At 48.5% G+C, this 645-nt stretch carries 5 tRNA genes; all 5 read right to left on the bottom strand.

The window, feature by feature from the left end:
- Positions 1–159 precede the first annotated feature (159 nt).
- Positions 160–236: transfer RNA gene (locus HII30_RS21405), tRNA-Pro, on the bottom strand.
- A gap of 18 nt (positions 237–254) precedes the next feature.
- Positions 255–326 (bottom strand) — tRNA-Gly (locus HII30_RS21400).
- 5 nt (positions 327–331) lie between these two features.
- Positions 332–418 (bottom strand) — tRNA-Leu (locus tag HII30_RS21395).
- 10 nt (positions 419–428) lie between these two features.
- Positions 429–501 (bottom strand) — tRNA-Lys (locus HII30_RS21390).
- Between the two features lie 58 nt (positions 502–559).
- Positions 560–636: transfer RNA gene (locus HII30_RS21385), tRNA-Asp, on the bottom strand.
- Positions 637–645: the final 9 nt, after the last annotated feature.

Here is a 645-nt window from a genome sequence, read left to right as displayed (position 1 = left end):
GTGAATGGTGTGTGGTAACTTCATTCTACACGAATCGTTCCCATGGGCTATTTCTTTTTAGGTGTCGCACTTCATATTACAATCTGTCATTTTATAATAACAAAAAAATCATTGTACGAAGTCTTCATAAACTTCACAATGATCGATTGTAAAAAAATATGGTCGGGACGACACGATTTGAACATGCGACCCCCTGGTCCCAAACCAGGTGCTCTACCAAGCTGAGCTACGTCCCGATATATAGTTGGTTTCTAAGCGGACGACGGGAATCGAACCCGCGACCCTCGCCTTGGCAAGGCGATGCTCTACCGCTGAGCCACGTCCGCAAAGATGGTGCGGTCGAGAGGACTCGAACCTCCACGGGGGTTAGCCCACACGGACCTGAACCGTGCGCGTCTGCCAATTCCGCCACGACCGCATAACAAATATGAGCCATGAAGGACTCGAACCTTCGACACCCTGATTAAAAGTCAGGTGCTCTACCAACTGAGCTAATGGCTCTTAGCTTATATTATCATTAGATATTTATCGGATTCTCATCCGTGTAGCTTGCTTTGAATGGCGGAACTGACGGGATTCGAACCCGCGATCTCCTGCGTGACAGGCAGGCATGTTAGGCCTCTACACCACAGTTCCACATTGGTT

The organism is Paenibacillus lemnae, assembly GCF_012933385.1.
GTDB lineage: Bacteria > Bacillota > Bacilli > Paenibacillales > Paenibacillaceae > Paenibacillus_AQ > Paenibacillus_AQ lemnae.
The sequence above is the reverse complement of the archived record's forward strand: the minus strand, read 5'-3'. Positions and strand labels throughout refer to the sequence as shown.